The organism is Rickettsia endosymbiont of Orchestes rusci (assembly GCF_964030945.1).
In the GTDB taxonomy this organism is placed as follows: Bacteria; Pseudomonadota; Alphaproteobacteria; order Rickettsiales; family Rickettsiaceae; genus Rickettsia.
The window spans coordinates 652616-667377 of the sequence record NZ_CAXIQG010000004.1 but is presented as its reverse complement, the minus strand read 5'-3'; the positions used below and the strand labels follow the sequence as shown (position 1 = coordinate 667377).

Genomic DNA, 14762 nt, shown 5'->3' with positions numbered 1-14762 from the left:
ATACCTTAATTTAAGGGTTAGCGGCAGGATTTTTTACCGGAATTTCTGATATCTGAAATAATTTTTTTAACTCGCTACTATCAATAGTTTGTTTTGGACTAAAAATATTTCCTTGAAGTTTTATATTAAGATTTGTCAGAATATCCTTATTATTTGGGTCGTTTGCGTTTTGATCGTTTAGATCAGAGGTTATACGCGGAACATAAAAAGATAAAATAGAAGATAAATTCGTATCAAAATTATATATATTTATGGCCATAGACGCCCCGCCGGAACTATATTGGGTGTTAAAAGTTATATTCTTTAAGAGAGCTATACCTTTTTCTAGCTTAATATCGCCTTTTATAGTGCTAATTGTATTTTGTCCATATGATATAGTTTTTAAATCATAGTCAAGATTTTGTGGATTGTAATTTTGTGAGTTAATTTTTTCTATAAAAGAATCAATAGAAAAATTATTAATTTTTATATTATTTATTGCAAATTGCGACTCCGTAGTAAGGTTATATAATTGATTTTTTAATGTATTGCCGTTAGTCGAAAAATTGCCGTTTATACTAGCTTGACCGTTTAAAGAGGGGAATATTTTAGGTATAATAGTCGATAATCCTGTTAAATCAATCGTATTAAGGGCATAAACAAAGTTGATAGAATTAGAGTCTAGTAAAATATTCCCTGTTCCTTGAAGTTTACCTGCCAACATATTTGCTTCTATATTATTAATTTTGAATAAATTATCGTCATTTTCTATGTAAAATTTAAGATTTTCTATTATTAAATCATTTTGAGATAATTTGGTTAGTTTTCCGTAAATTTTTAAAGAAATTTTATCGATGCTATATTCGTTAAACAGCTTATTTCTTAAAGCAAGCAGTGATGCGGGAGATAAAAAATTAGCTTCAAAAACTCCGTCTTTTATTTCCGCGGTTAATATAGGCTTGAAATTCGATGCTTCTAAATCCCAACTAGTCGATAAATAATTATTACCTGCTCGAATATCTAAATTATTAATTTTGAGATGAGCCGGCGAGATATTGGCTAATAAATTTACTTTTTCAAATGAATTATCGGCAAAATTTATATTATCTATAGTAAAATCTAAATTAGCCAAACAATTTAATGTTCTGATCGGGATAAATTTATTTAGATAATCTGAATTTTTCATATCTTTCGTTAAGTCTTCAATAAATCCGATAATCGGTGAAATTATAGGGTAAGTTTGTTTAGTAAAATCCAGCAAAGAAAAATTAAGGGTGGCATTCACATGCGGAATAGACGCTATAAATTTAGTAGATAAATCACCCGTTACATTAAGATTATCGGTTTTCAATAAGAAATTTCTTAAATATAAATCTATTAAAGTTAATTTTAAATCTGAGGACAATACAAAGGGGATGGTTTCTTTCACGGTCGCGCTGCTAAACCCTAACATATCTAATAGAGAGTTTAAATTATTGTGAGTTAAGGAAATCTTGCCGTCAAACATACTTCTTACCGAATTTTGTGTTACGTCTCCCGTAAGCTTAAATTGTCCTCCCGTTCTAATGCTACCTGAAAACTCTTCTACTTTTAAAATTCCTTCCGTTAAGTTAGAAGAAAAGATTATTTTATCTAACGACTCATTATTACTTAAAACTATTTCATCAATTGTAATGTCGGTTTTTAATAATTTATCGGCAAAAATAAATCTCAAATTAGAAGGAATGCTATTAAATTGATCGGAAGTATTTGAAGTAAGAAGAGAATTTATATCTATTTTAGGAAAATGTAAGGTAATGAGGTTCGGAACTTTATTATTTTTACCGATATCCATTACCCCCTTTCCTAAAACAAAAGACGAATTTATCGTTATATCTTTTAATTGCAATATATCTTCTGCCGCTAAAATATTAAATTTAATATTTATAGGTTCAGTTTGTTTAAATTTGCTAAAAATATGATTTAACTCCGGTAAAATACTGTACAGAAAAGCGGCTAAATTTTTTATTTGATATTCGCCGGTCCCCTTTTCTAATTTAGTTCCTAGTTTAGAATTTTTATAAGCTTCCGATATCTTAAGGCTATAATTACTATTATTAATATTTAGATTGAAATCTATAAGGTCATTATTTTGCTTAACAGAACCCGAAATTTCTCCTATGTTATGGTTTGCTTTAAATAAAATGTTAGACGATAAATTATTTTCTTGTCCTAAGGAACAATTAGTAAAATTCAAAATAGCATAATCTTGCTTATTAATAATATTTAAATTAGTAATATTGAGCTTTATATCTTTTAAGTTAGAATTCAGAAAAATATTTATTAATTGTTCATGATCGTAAATATTTAATTTATTGTCATTTGAATAGATTTTAGCATCTAATATATTAAGGCGGTTAATTTTAGGCTTGAAGCTTAAGAACGACCAAAATGAAAAATGAACTTCTATTTTTTCTAATTCTATTTTCCCTTCTTCGGTTATTGATTCAATAATTAAATAAGGAAAAGGAAATTTATTTACTGTTACTTTCTTGATATTCGGGGCAGTAATACCAAAATGAGCAACAAAATTTTTGTCTATAGAATTATAATTAATAAGAAATGAAGCGCTAAATATTATAAATATTAATAACGCAACGCTAATTATAGTAAAGGCAATTATTTTTTTTATCATGTTATGTAGTTTATAAAAGCTTTTTAAATATTATTACCTATAACTATTAGAATTCAAAGGCAAATTAATGACTTTATCGCAAAATTTAATTTTAGTTGGTGTAATAACATCGTCTCACGGTGTGCAAGGAAATGTTATTATAAAATCTTTTACTGACCCCGCGGCAAACATTGCCGAAATGAAATTAGTAAATAAATCGGGCGAAGATATTAATATTAAATTAATTAATCAAAATTCTCAAGGAAATTTAATTTGTAAATTTAATAAAATATCAAATAGGGAAGAGGCGGCAAGTCTAAAAGGCTATAAATTATTTTGTTTAAGAGAGGTTTTGCCGGAGTTAGAAGAAGATGAATTTTATATAACGGATTTAAATAATTTACCCGTATTTGATCAATCAATGAAGCCTTTAGGTAAAATAAAAAATATTTTTAATTTTGGCGCAGGCGATCTAATAGAAATAGAATTTCTAGACAAAAAAATAGAATTATTGCCTTTTACTAAAATTTTCTTTCCTATTATTACTAAAGATTATGTCGTTTACACTCCTGAGGTTATTTCTTCCTAAATTTAGGCGTTGTTGCATGGCTCAAATTTTCGATGTCATTCCCGCGCAGGCGAGAATGACATACGGCATTAATATCAATCATGACTATAATAAAATTTAGAGTGACAAAGCCCCTTAAATTTGTATTAATTAAGAATATGCATATATTTAGGAATAAAAGATGTCCAAAGCTTTAAAATACTCGATTTTTACGTTTGTAATTATAGTTGTTGCTTTAATTATCATACCTTTTTTTATACCTTTAAATAGTTATAAAGGAGTAATAATCAGTAAAGTTAAAGAAGCAACGGGACGTGATCTAATAATTAACGGTGATATAAAACTTAAGATACTGCCAAACCCTTCCGTGCAACTGCAAGAAGTTAAATTATCATCTATAGAAGGAGCGAAAGAGCCGGCTTTAGTTGAGGTAAAAGAAGCTAAAGCGGCTCTTAGCCTGTTCTCGCTTATTACCGGTTCAATTGAAATAGCGAGTATTGAGCTACAAGAACCGACTATTAATTTAGAGATATTAGCGGATGGACGAAAAAACTGGGAAATGACTAAGGCAGAAAGCAAAGTTGCCGCTCCCAAGAATGATATTATTGAGAATAATGTCATTGAGAATAATCCTGTAGAATTACCTATTTTTATTAAGCATATCAAAATCGTAAACGGGAAATTGACTTATATTACAGGTAAAGAGCGAAAAATATTTGATAATATAAATTTAGACGGCAAAATCAATAGCATCAAAGGTCCGATAGATTGTACCTTGAGAGTGAACGCTTTAGGGCAACAAATTAATATTACAGGGAACATAGCAGAGCTTGCAAAAATCATCCCTATAGATGCTTTTATCGATATCGTCGGCACACAAATTAAAGTCGAGGGGAAATTTGATATCGATAATAATTCCTTTATAGCTACTGCCGTTATTAAAGGTAATAGCAAGAATTTTGGCGTTCCGTCTTTGTTGCAAGGTGATTATGAGTTAATAACCTCCCTAATAGCCGATGACAAACAAATAGTTATAAAAGATGCTAGGCTTAATTTTAAAGATATCGAGCTTACGGCTCAGGCTAATTACGATATCGGTCAAAATAATATCAAATCAAATATAGCTTTAAACCCCGGTAACATTGTAATTGATTTAACTTCTAATGTTGATAAGTCAGCTATTTTTAACGGTGATATCAAACTGCAAGCTCAAGCGATTCAACTGCTACTTACGGCTTTAAATATAAAACCGGCTAAATTCCCGCCTGTTACCAATCAAAAATTAACATTTACTACTAATTTAATTTATAATCCACAGGAAATAACTTTACAAAATATCAACTTCATTGCCGCAAATAGTAATCTGCAAGGCATGATTAAGATTAAAATGCAAAAGGATATATTAGTGTCTCATAACTTAAAAATTAATAATGCTGATTCTTTTATGAGTTTGTTTGGCGTTAACAGTTCCGGCTCTGTCGGATCGTTGCAAATTAGTGGTGAAGTGCAAAAAACCGGTGATATTTTTCAAGTAAATGATAAAATAGGCATTTTCAGCACTGACATATTAGTTAAAGGCAATGTTAACTTAAGCGGCACAAAACCAAATTTTACGCTAGATTTACAGAGTAAGTTAGTTAATTTAGATAAAATAATTGCTCCGACTCCAACGAGTTCATCAAATGTAAATGTCAGCGGTCAAAATGCTGCTAAAAATATTTCCGGTGACGCCGCGCCGTGGTCAAATAATCCAATAGGTTTATCTTTTTTAAACTCAATTACCGGAAGTCTTACCGCTTCTATAGATAAGCTTACTCAAGATACTTTAGTTCTAGATAGTTTGAGAGTAAAATTAAATATAGAAAACGGCAAATTAAATATTAGTTCGATTACTTCTAATATTTACGGCGGACAGCTTAATATCAGCGGCTATGTACAAGCGAGTAAAGACCAAGAGGCTTCTTTTAAAATTGATTTAAAAAATGCTCATTTAAGAAATATCGTACCGCAAGGCGGTAAAATTAAAGTAACTGAAGGACAGTTAAGTCTAAAAGCCGATCTTAATTCTCGTGGAAATAGTAGCTATAAATATATAAGCAACCTAGGCGGAAAATTTAGTATGAATGCTTTAAACGGTAAAATAAGCGGCTTTGATTTAAATAAAATAGTTGATGCGGTAAATAACGTTAAAAATGCCGAAGGGATTATCCGAGTAATTAATTCTTCTTTTGCCGGTGGAGAAACGGCTTTTAATAATTTAGCTGCTGCTGCCGATATTGAAAACGGTATCGTCAAATTAACCGAATGCCGGCTTGATGCTTCACCGGCTATTGCTACTGCTGCCGGTCAAATTAATTTACCGCAATATATGATGGATATAAATGCTAGTGTTACTATAGGAAGCTTACCGCCTTTAGGTGTTAAACTATACGGCTTTCTAAATAACCCGCAGCATAAATTAGATGCTAAAGCTCTACAAACGCATTTAGTTAAAAACGTCCTAAATAGTGTTGTTAAAGACTTAAAGAAAGGTGACGTTAAGCCTGAAAATATTATTAAGAATGCGCTAGGGATCGGTAAAAAGAAATCTACGGAAGCTCAAGATAATCAGCAAGAAAATAATCAAGAGAATAACGATAATAAAACTAACGATCCGGTTAATAAATTATTACAGAAGGGTTTGAAAAAGCTGTTTTAAGTGACGCTTGTCATTCCCGTGAAAACGGGAATCTAGAAAAATTATAGTCATCCTGAATTTATTTCAGGATCTACTAAAAAAGATGCTGAAACAAGTTCAGCATGACAAAAAAAGTCTGGATTCCTGCTTTCGCAGGAATGACATAAAAGGTTGTAGCAATTTACTACACTTTACAAAAATCCAATGCTAAGAATATGGCAAATAAATAAAATATTGAGTAAGCAAAAAGCCTTTTTGCTTGCTTATGATCAGACGTATCACGAAATAACGAAATAGAATAATATAAAAATATTATTCCCAGTATGCCGGCAATTATCAGATATGTAAAGTTACTCATTTTTATAAAAAAAGGCATAAGGGAAGTAATAAACAGGGCGATACTATAAATAAGAATTTGTTTTTTAGTATAATAAGCACCTTTCACCGCCGGCATCATCGGCACTTTACAATTTTTATAATCTTCATTACAGAAAAGAGCCAAGGCCCAAGAATGGGGAGGCGTCCAGATAAAAATAATTAAAAATAAAATAAATGATCCAAGCGATATCTCGTTAGTAACGGCAACCCAGCCGATCATAGGAGGAAGAGCACCGGCAACCCCGCCGATAACGATATTTTGCACGGTAGAGCGTTTTAACCACATCGTATAAATGAAAATATAGTAGCAAATAGTAAATAATAATAATGCGGCAGCAAGAAAGTTAACGCACAAAGCCATAAAAAATACCGAAAAAAATGCCGTTATTATCCCAAAGGATAAAGCTTCGTCAGCTTCTATAGCTTTAGTTACTAACGGTCTTTTTTGCGTACGTTTCATTAGTCGGTCGATATCTCTATCATACCACATATTGATTGTTCCGGCACTTCCGGCACCAAGCGCAATACATAGCACCGCAATAAAAGCAATAAAAGGATGGATAGAAGAGGGCGCAAGCCACGCGCCTGAAAATCCCGTAAAAATTACCAAAGACATGACTCGTAGTTTCATAAGCGAAATATAGTCTTTAACGGTACCGCGGTTATGGCTATCCTTAGTAATAAGTGTTGTTGCATGGGCTATTGAATTCATAGGGATATTTTTTAAAAATTTGTTTTCAATATAATCAATTGACTATAAAAATCAAGGATTGACTTTAATGTAAGAAATGTATATATTTTTTGTAATAAATAATATTGTTATAAATTACAAGGGAATACAATAGTGACAAAAATCGTTAGTTCTAAGTATAAAGCTAGTAGAAGATTGGGTGTTAGCCTATGGGGAGATAGTAAAGACGCCTTTAACACTAGAAATTATCGTCCCGGTCAGCACGGGCAAAATACCATGATTAAAACTTCCGATTATGGTTTACACTTAAAAGCAAAACAACGACTAAAATGTCATTACGGTCGTATTAATGAAAAGCAATTTAGGAATATTTTTGCTCTTGCCCAAAAAATGAAAGGTAATACCGGGGAGAATTTTATCGGGCTACTTGAAAGTCGACTTGATACCGTAGTATATAGGATGAATATCGTATCGACAATTTTTGCCGCCCGTCAATTAGTTTCACACGGTCATATCAAAGTAAACGGCAGGAAAGCCGATATTGCCAGTATGCGATTGAAAGAAGGGGATGTTGTCGAGCTTAAAGATTCTACTAAGCAAATGGCAGTTGTTTTGGAATCGGTATCAAAGCAAGGTCAGACCGCACCTAGCTATTTATCGTTCGATGCTACTTCGTTTTCCGGAAAATTTATCCGAGTACCGGTACTTTCCGATGTGCCTTATCCTTTTGAGCCTGAAGTTAATTTAGTAATCGAGTTATATTCTCGTTAATTGGTGAAAGGGGTTGCTACGTACTCGTCATTGCGAGGAGGTACAGCGTCATTCATAAAGCTTGATACAAGCGAATTTTTCTGGATTCGCCTGTACTCACGTACTCCAGTACGCTCCGCAGGCTCACCATTAAATTCATCTTGTCTAAATCTTTCTGAATTTAGCTGTACGTAGTACCGACGTGGCAATCCAGTTTCTTTTTATTATGCTAAACTTGCTACCTATATTTGGCATTCTAATTAAATCCCTCATTACATTCGAGATAGCCTGGATTGCCGCGTCGTGACTTTGTCCCTCCTCACAATGACGGTGTTTTTTGTAATGATTCAGCGTTGTTGCATGGCTCTAAAAAAGTGCCGTATGTCATTCTAGCTAAAAGCGGGAATCCAGGTTTTTCTTTGTCATGCTGAACTTGTTCAGTATCTATTAAAAAAGATACTGAAATTATTTCAGGATGACTTTGTGGTACTTTTTTCTGGATTCCCGCTTGCGCGGGAATGACATCGAAAATTCGAGCCATGCAACAACGCCTAATGATTCCGAGCCATGCAAAAACGCCTCCTCGCAATGACGATTCCCCATTCCTCTCACTTAAAACTTCACATTTAATCTTCTTCATAAAATTCCGGCTTGAATAATTTAAAACTTTCACTAGGTGAATTCGGTAGTGAAATTAGATTATATTGTTCATCAAAAGCATTGCCGTATATTTTGGTAATATTATTAATATTTTCGGGATATTGAAAACCTAATAATATAGATTTTAGAATAGTAAATATTGCTATATACGGGTCGGTAATAGGTGAGGCGAGGCGATGCTCCAGGCGTTTCGGGTAAGAATCGGGTATGCGCACGGCAACTGTTCTATTATTTCCGCCGAATGATATATTAGTCGGTGCCATAAAATTTTTATCTAAACGCAAATAATCCTCTTCGTTAGGCATAAATATAAGAAAAGTATCGAGCATATAGTGGCATAAACTTTTAGCTATAGCGTCATCTCGATCGCTTGATACAAGCGAATTTCTCAGAACTCGCCTGTGCTCACCTACCTTTGGTACTGCTTGCGCAGACTCGTCTTTAAATTCATCAGCTCTTATGCTTTCTGAATTTAGCTGTACTATATAGTCAATTGATCCCCACTTGTCTACATTATCACCGGAAATAAAATTTATATGAAAATGCATACTATTACCGTAATCATTTAAAAACGGTTTAGGATAAAAATTTATATTTCCTCCCAATTTTTTAGCAATATTTTCTAAAGCAAGCTTAACATTAGATATTTCATTGATATAGTTTATTAAATCTTTTGAAGGAGGAAGATCGATTTCAAATTGATTATTGCCTTTTTCTTTTTTTATTTTTAAAATTTTTGCTCGTACTAAGTATTTGCTTGTAAGAGTTTCAAATTCAGATATATCAATATTAGAGCTTAAATAAAATTCTATTTCCGCTCCTATAACCGGAATTAAGTTATAATATTTTTGGAATTTTGCTATTATTTTCTCTAGTTGATTGTTTTTTTGTAAACTATTTGATAAGTTACTTACAAATTCATTATAGGATACTTGCATGGAAGAACTAATAAATGGATTAGTTTATTATAAAATTTTTGACAAAAGCTACAAGCATTCTAGCCATATTTACGTAAAAAAAAATGAATCTACTAATTTAGCAGAAATAGAAAAAAATAAAAAAGCTATTATTAATTATTTTTCGGTGGAGGATATTTTAATTTTACGCCAGGTTCACGGTAATAAAATTATTGACGCTGATATAAATATCAAGATTTCTGAACCTGAAGCAGATGGTGCTATCACTACTAAAAAAAATTTAATTTTAGCTATTCAAACGGCAGATTGCGTACCGGTACTACTCGCAAGTGAGGACGGAACAGTTATCGGTGCAGCACATTGTGGGTGGAAGAGTAGCAAAGCTAATATTATTAGCAATTTAGTTGTTTCTATGAAAGAAAAAGGTGCAAAAAAATTAATCGCAGTAATAGGTCCTGCTATTGCTCAAGCTTCATATGAAGTGGACGCAAAATATTACGCTGATTTTATGACTGACTCACCAAATAATTCGGTATTTTTTATCGAGTCGGATAAAAAGGGGCATTATATGTTTGATTTGCCTAAATATGTAGAGTCAAGACTTCAAGAAGCGGGAGTAGAAAATATTAAAAAAATAGAAGAAAACACCTATACTAATCCTTTAAAATATCCAAGCTGTAGGCGTTCCTGCCATTCAGGAGAGCCTTATAAGGAAAATATATTATCGGCTATTGTGATTAAATAATAAGATTAATATTGCTTTATATGGTTGACCGGTGTCAAGCCGGCATTGTTGCACGGCTCATAATTTACCGCATTATAGTTATTACAAGTATGGTGTCATACCGAGGTCCCTCTCACGGTATCCGGAAAAAGCCTTAATAAAAAGACTGGATGCCGTGGTCAAGCCCACTACTGTACGAACGTTGAAAAAAGGCTGTGTCATGCCGTGACAAGTCACGGCATGACACAGCCTTTTTTCAACGTTCGTACAGTAGTGGGTCAGGCCACGGCATGACACCATACTTGTAATAACAACCATAATATGGTAAATTATGAGCCATGAACGCCTCCAGTCGCTCGCAATGACGATTCCGGTAGCCGTCAGCCTGCGTGGGAATGACATCAGAGGTATATTTTACAAATTAAATTAGTTTTCATATTATGCGTATTTTTCTTATTCTAATAACATTCTTCTTACTATCGGCATTTTCAAATACAAATTTCCAAAAAGATAATTTAAAATTTACTGAATTATTAAAAGATAAATCAATTACGGTTGTTGCTCCGGCTTCCGGTGCCGATAATACCGAATTATCCACTTTAAAAAATATTAGCTCGTTAAAATTAAATATACCGCATAAATGCTTTGATAATACAAAAGTGCTTTTTCACTCCAATAGCGATGAATTAAGATTTAAATGTTTAAAGGATGCACTATTTGACAACTCAAATCATATAATATGGACATTACGCGGAGGGTACGGTTCGGCAAAAATAATTCCGTATTTACAAAAATTAGCAAAGCCCACTAAAGAAAAGTTTTTTATAGGATATAGCGATATAACTGCCTTGCATATTTTCCTTGCTCAAGAATGGAACTGGAAACCCATTCACGGCAGCGTTATAACTGAAATATTAAAGCCTGAGAAAGATCGTAATAATTTCATGAAAATAGCCCAGATAATTTCCGGCAAACTCAAACAAGTTACGATTAGCGGTTTATCGGCAATTAACCCTACGGCAAAATCAGCTAAAGTTGTTACCGGTAAGCTTACCGGCGGTAATTTAACTATGGTGCAAACAAGTATCGGTACAAGCTGGCAAATAAAAACCTCTAATAAAATTCTTTTCTTGGAAGATGTTAATATAAAGCCTTACCAAATAGATCGTACTTTACTTCATTTTAAACAAGCGGGATTATTAAAAGACGTAAAAGCGATAATATTCGGTAGTTGCGGCTCTGATGATAAAGATATTATGGCTATACTTAGTAACTTTGCATCTAACTTAGCTATTCCGGTCTTTAAAACGAATAGATTCGGGCATGAGAAAATTAACGATCCTATTATTTACAATACGGATAGTAAAATTATTTCTACCGATGATGGTAATTTTAAATTAGTAATGGATATTTAATTTAGAACCGTACGAAAGAGGCATTTATGGCATATAGTATTCTTATTCCCAAGGACTTAAATAATGAACTAACGGCTTTATCTAAACTTGAAGGCAGACCAAAATCTTACTTAATAAAGGCAGCCGTTAAAAATTATCTACCGGAACAAAAAGAAGATAGACAAGACGCAGAAATTGCGTTAGCAAGAAAAAATGATACAAATGACAAGATTTATACTTCAAAAGAAGCAGATGAATTCCTAAAAAAAATATATGATTTATAAAATACAATATAGATATGGTGATTATCGAATAATTTATGAAATAGATAGAGAAAATAAGTGTATAATTATAATAAAAGTCGGTCATAGGGGAGAAGAAATATATGACTGATCTTTTTATCTTCTTAAATGTAAATAATCGTTATATTTTAATAAATCAACATTATAAGGGAAAAATTTATTAGTTATATAATGCTCTAATAAGGATATTAATCCTTGTTTGTGTCGGCTTAAATCTTCTTTGCTTAACTTTATTTCCGTTAGTTGAAGATAAGGCTCGGAACTCGAAATTTTTACGTAAGCGATGGTTATATTATGATTAATATTAGGCGTAATCGCAAAGCCGTTTTCTAATATCATTAAGCTTTCAATAATAAGCTGCGGCGATAGCCCGGAATCAATTTCTTTTTTACTTGGAATAGCACCTGTCTTATAGTCTAGTATAGTTACTTGATTTAATTTGTTAATTTCAATTCGATCGGCTATGCCGATAATTTTTAAATTATGTCCCGCAATGTTCAGCCGTAATTCGCCTTTAAGCTCAAAATAAATATTTTTACAATTTTTTCTTTGCTCATCGTCAAATGCAATAAAAGCTTTAGCAAGCGGTAGGAGCTTTATTTGCCAGGTCTTTTTTGTGTATACCGGTAGAGCCGTGTTTTGCAAAATATTATTGCCGATATTTATTAGGAGTTGTTGCTTTATATTGGAATCGACATACTGATCATAATTTTGGGGGTCATAATTCTTTGAATATTTCTCTAATACTTTATGGATAAAATTACCGAAATCCGATATTTTAGGTTCTTCCCAGATCATATCTTTTTTGCGTAAATTTAGAATTTTTTTAGCGTAAAAACTATATGGGTTTCTTATTAGTATTTCTATATCGGTAACCGATAATATGTCCGGAAAACTATTACTATAAGCTCCTGTATCCTCGCTTAACCTGAAAAGTTTGTCATTCCGAGATCCAGCCACGGCATCCGGTTTTTTTATCGAGTCCCCTAAAATAAGCTGTAATTTCAATAAGAAGTTAGACGGGGTTGTAGATTTACCGTCCTGTTTTTTAGAGCGTAATATAATCACTTGTTTATTATGTAAAAACAAATAAAAATGATATAAAGATAAAGTAGTAGAGGTTTCATCATAATTTATTTCTAATTGTTTCCGTGCTTCCTTACTAAGCCATGGATGAATGGGGACGGGCGGCGGCCAGTTTTCACCGGTAAAGTTCGGTAAAATCACTAACTCAAATTTTGATAGGGCTAAATCTTCTGCGCAGCCGATTATTATATTAGCGGTGTCATTATTATTGGAATATCGCACGCTAGATATTAGAGAAGCAAAAACTTTCGGAAAATCTTGTTTGCTCTCAAGGGTTATATATCGGCTAAAATTCGTTAAATTAGCCAAGAATTCTAATATTTCTTTCCCTCCTTCTTCTTCCCGAATATTTGGATAAAGCTTTTCGGCGACTTCGCTAGTAGTTTTTAAAATATCCTGGATAGTATAAGCTTTAGCTTCAAATAAAATACTAATTAATTCCCTGCAATAGACTATTAGTTCTTCGTCCTCTGTTGCTTCTATTATTAATAATAAATATTTTGGAGATGAGATAAAGCGATTTTTATTTGATAACAATATCTCTAATTTTTGAATTTCCAAGGAATTTATTAAAGGATTTTTTAGCAATAAAAATAATGTTTTTAAGTCGAAATTATTACATAATATTTTGCTGACAGTAACTAATAAATGGCTAATATTAGTAGTTGCTAAGTCATTACCGAGCAAGTCCTCGAATTTTAGCGAATATTTAAGTAAAGAATTAGCGTATATTTCTTTAGCTTGTTGATTATTTACGATAATTGCTATTTTTTTATCTATGTGCTGTTTGCATATTAAAGCTATTTGCTGCGCTTCTTCGTAAATATTTAAGGGTTCTGCATAATATATATTATCGGGTGAAGTAGCAGGGGCGGGAAAGCTTGCCTCAGGATTAATTATAGATACGGATGGAATAGGCGCTAATTCTTGTAAAAACTTTTTGGACATAGGATCCTTAGCAAATAATCCCGCTATTATCACCTCTTTATTACTATTTTTTATTTTTGTTATTTCTTCTTGTAATATTGCCAATTTATAGGCGGCTCTACTTTGCTTCCCTAGCTCCTTTATTTTTGTTTGCCATCCGTCAAAGCCATATTCTAAGAATTTATAGATTGTTTGCCAATATTTAGAATTATTATAAGTTTCAATAGATTTTATAGAAATATTATTGCTTATTAGTTCGTTAAATAATTTGCTTAAAAGCTCAGCTGACTTTAGTGCTTCGCTCACGCTAAATTGCAACTTGTCGTAATTGATAATTATTTCCGCTAGAAAAAGTTTTTCTTCTAAAGGGGCTATTGGTTCATAATCTTCAGAAGTATTTTTTCTATCCGCAATAATAGCCGTGAAGGGGATAATGGTCGGTAAAGTTGTGATTTGATAATCTATGGTTAAAGTTTTTTTCAGCTCCGTGCAAGCAAAATTATTAGGTAATATTACCTTAAGCCGCGGCTGCAAATTTTGTTTACCGAATTCATCAACAATAAATTTAGCAACTACTTCTAAAAAAGAAAAATTAAGAGAAATTTTATATAAATTCATGGGGTTTATTTTTATAATGTGCATACTCCCAACGTCGTTGTGAGAAGCCGGAGGCGTTGTTGCATGGATGGTTAAAAACGCCCTCGGTGTCATTCCCGCGCAGGCGGGAATCCAGAGAAATACTTAAAATAAGTAAAATTATATAATAAATTACTATTTAATTTGCTCATATTAACTTTCTGGATTCCCGCCTACGCGGGAATGACACCCTTTTCATGGCAATTTTCGATCCATGCAACAACGCCGGCTTGACCACGGTATCCAGTCTTTTTATTAAGGTTTTTTCTGGATGCCGTGGTCAAGCCCACTACTGTACGAACGTTTAAATAAAGAGGTAAAAATTCTGTCATTCCGTGGCTACGACCACGGAATCCAGCTTATAATATCATAAAAAGATTCTAAAATAAGTCTAATATGGCTTTATTTTCCTGGATGCCG

14 protein-coding genes are annotated in these 14762 nt (G+C 32.5%); 7 read left to right on the top strand and 7 right to left on the bottom strand.

From position 1 onward, the window contains the following. Window positions 1-10 precede the first annotated feature (10 nt). Window positions 11-2653: an AsmA-like C-terminal region-containing protein gene (locus AAHM91_RS07355; protein ID WP_342270370.1), complete on the bottom strand. Its 2643-nt coding sequence runs from the start codon at window positions 2651-2653 to the stop codon at window positions 11-13. 67 nt (window positions 2654-2720) lie between these two features. On the opposite strand from AAHM91_RS07355, the gene rimM reads away from it, so the two are divergent. Both rimM and AAHM91_RS07345 read left to right on the top strand, forming a co-directional pair. Next, on the top strand, window positions 2721-3221 hold the full coding sequence (rimM, locus tag AAHM91_RS07350) for a ribosome maturation factor RimM (RefSeq protein WP_253307920.1): 501 nt from the start codon (window positions 2721-2723) through the stop codon (window positions 3219-3221). 160 nt (window positions 3222-3381) lie between these two features. Continuing rightward, complete coding sequence (locus tag AAHM91_RS07345; RefSeq protein ID WP_342270369.1) at window positions 3382-5898, top strand: AsmA family protein; 2517 nt, start codon at window positions 3382-3384, stop codon at window positions 5896-5898. A gap of 163 nt (window positions 5899-6061) precedes the next feature. Here AAHM91_RS07345 and cyoE read toward each other — a convergent pair whose 3' ends face one another. Beyond that, window positions 6062-6967 carry a heme o synthase gene (cyoE, locus tag AAHM91_RS07340; RefSeq protein WP_342270368.1) on the bottom strand — a complete coding sequence of 302 codons (906 nt, stop codon included), beginning with the start codon at window positions 6965-6967 and terminating at the stop codon, window positions 6062-6064. 132 nt (window positions 6968-7099) lie between these two features. On the opposite strand from cyoE, the gene rpsD reads away from it, so the two are divergent. Beyond that, a complete protein-coding gene (gene rpsD, locus AAHM91_RS07335; RefSeq protein ID WP_253307917.1) occupies window positions 7100-7717 on the top strand; it encodes a 30S ribosomal protein S4 in 618 nt (205 codons plus the stop codon). Here rpsD and AAHM91_RS07330 read toward each other — a convergent pair. The 3 genes from AAHM91_RS07330 to AAHM91_RS07320 form a co-directional block, all read right to left on the bottom strand. Beyond that, a complete protein-coding gene (locus tag AAHM91_RS07330; protein WP_342270367.1) occupies window positions 7714-7905 on the bottom strand; it encodes a palindromic element RPE3 domain-containing protein in 192 nt (63 codons plus the stop codon). The genes rpsD and AAHM91_RS07330 overlap by 4 nt on opposite strands. A 110-nt stretch (window positions 7906-8015) precedes the next feature. Next, window positions 8016-8237: a hypothetical protein gene (locus AAHM91_RS07325; protein WP_342270366.1), complete on the bottom strand. Its 222-nt coding sequence runs from the start codon at window positions 8235-8237 to the stop codon at window positions 8016-8018. Between the two features lie 85 nt (window positions 8238-8322). Next, window positions 8323-9294 (bottom strand): palindromic element RPE3 domain-containing protein, encoded by a 972-nt coding sequence (locus AAHM91_RS07320; RefSeq protein ID WP_342270365.1) that lies wholly within the window; start codon window positions 9292-9294, stop codon window positions 8323-8325. On the opposite strand from AAHM91_RS07320, the gene pgeF reads away from it, so the two are divergent. After that, on the top strand, window positions 9293-10018 hold the full coding sequence (gene pgeF / locus AAHM91_RS07315) for a peptidoglycan editing factor PgeF (protein WP_342270364.1): 726 nt from the start codon (window positions 9293-9295) through the stop codon (window positions 10016-10018). The two genes, AAHM91_RS07320 and pgeF, sit on opposite strands and share 2 nt — an antisense overlap. A gap of 81 nt (window positions 10019-10099) precedes the next feature. On the opposite strand, the gene AAHM91_RS07310 is transcribed toward pgeF, so the two are convergent. After that, a complete protein-coding gene (locus AAHM91_RS07310) occupies window positions 10100-10399 on the bottom strand; it encodes a hypothetical protein (protein ID WP_342270363.1) in 300 nt (99 codons plus the stop codon). A gap of 38 nt (window positions 10400-10437) precedes the next feature. Between AAHM91_RS07310 and AAHM91_RS07305 the strand changes: the two genes are divergently transcribed. From AAHM91_RS07305 to AAHM91_RS07295, 3 genes are read left to right on the top strand one after another with little or no spacing between them, the layout of a single operon-like run. After that, window positions 10438-11412 (top strand): LD-carboxypeptidase, encoded by a 975-nt coding sequence (locus AAHM91_RS07305; protein ID WP_342270362.1) that lies wholly within the window; start codon window positions 10438-10440, stop codon window positions 11410-11412. Between the two features lie 26 nt (window positions 11413-11438). After that, a complete protein-coding gene (locus tag AAHM91_RS07300; protein ID WP_342270361.1) occupies window positions 11439-11675 on the top strand; it encodes a hypothetical protein in 237 nt (78 codons plus the stop codon). After that, window positions 11665-11784: a type II toxin-antitoxin system RelE family toxin gene (locus tag AAHM91_RS07295; protein WP_342270360.1), complete on the top strand. Its 120-nt coding sequence runs from the start codon at window positions 11665-11667 to the stop codon at window positions 11782-11784. Before AAHM91_RS07300 ends, AAHM91_RS07295 begins: the two co-directional genes overlap by 11 nt. Before the next feature lie 5 nt (window positions 11785-11789). On the opposite strand, the gene AAHM91_RS07290 is transcribed toward AAHM91_RS07295, so the two are convergent. Further along, on the bottom strand, window positions 11790-14309 hold the full coding sequence (locus tag AAHM91_RS07290; protein ID WP_342270749.1) for a PD-(D/E)XK nuclease family protein: 2520 nt from the start codon (window positions 14307-14309) through the stop codon (window positions 11790-11792). Window positions 14310-14762 lie beyond the last annotated feature (453 nt).